Source organism: Algoriphagus marincola DSM 16067 (assembly GCF_000429405.1).
Lineage (GTDB): Bacteria > Bacteroidota > Bacteroidia > Cytophagales > Cyclobacteriaceae > Algoriphagus > Algoriphagus marincola.
On the sequence record NZ_KE386899.1, the window covers coordinates 1 to 859 of the forward strand.

The following is an 859-nucleotide window of genomic DNA, read 5'->3' on the forward strand; positions in this document are numbered from 1 at the left end:
TGCTTCCTTGAGCATCGTGAAGACAGGTACGTTCAATGACGAGAACGGCAACGGCAGAGCGGATGACGGCGAGACGATCAGTTATACCTTCTTGGTGACCAACACGGGCAACCTACCGTTGACCGGTGTGACGGTAACCGATCCGTTGGTGACTGTAAACGGCGGACCGATCGACTTGGCAGTGGGGGCGAACAGTGGCAACACGTTCACGGCGACCTACACGATCGACCAGGATGACATCAATGCGGGCAAAGTAGACAATACGGCGACGGCAGATTCGAATGAGTCTGATCCGGCGACCGACGATGAGACGACCGATCTTCCACAATCTCCTAACCTTTCAATTTCCAAAGAAGTCACTGGAAACGATGATGTACTGGATGGTCAAGTGACCTATGATATCACAGTGACTAATACAGGAAACGTGACCTTGTTCGATATCTATGTTGAGGATATGCAGGTTGGGTTGATGGAAGTGATTGCGGAATTGGCTCCAGGACAGTCTGAAGTATTCCCTGTAGCGGTGACCATTACGCAGGAATTGATTGATGGAGAATGCTTTACCAATACAGCTTCTGCTGAACTGAGAGAGTACTTTGGACAAGAGAGACCTGACCAAGGTCAACAAATCCCTGGAATTGCTGAAGAAGAATACGAAGTGCTTCTCGTAGTGAGAGATCAGGCGGAAGCTTGCTTTACTCAGGACAAGTCAATTAACATCGAGAAGACGAGCGACCTGGAGACTTCTGGAGAGCAGGACTGCTTCGAGGTGATTGCCGGTGAGACAGTGATTACTTACACCTTCACGGTGACCAACACAGGAAATGTATCCTTGAGTGGCGTTGCAGTGAATGACGAG

At 49.7% G+C, this 859-nt stretch carries 1 protein-coding gene; it reads left to right on the plus strand.

Annotated features, from left to right (window positions below; all coding sequences use genetic code 11):
• Window positions 1-16: 16 nt before the first annotated feature.
• Window positions 17-859, plus strand: an 843-nt coding sequence (locus tag G457_RS22935) for a DUF7507 domain-containing protein (RefSeq protein ID WP_456151125.1), incomplete at its 3' end; no start/stop codon positions are given.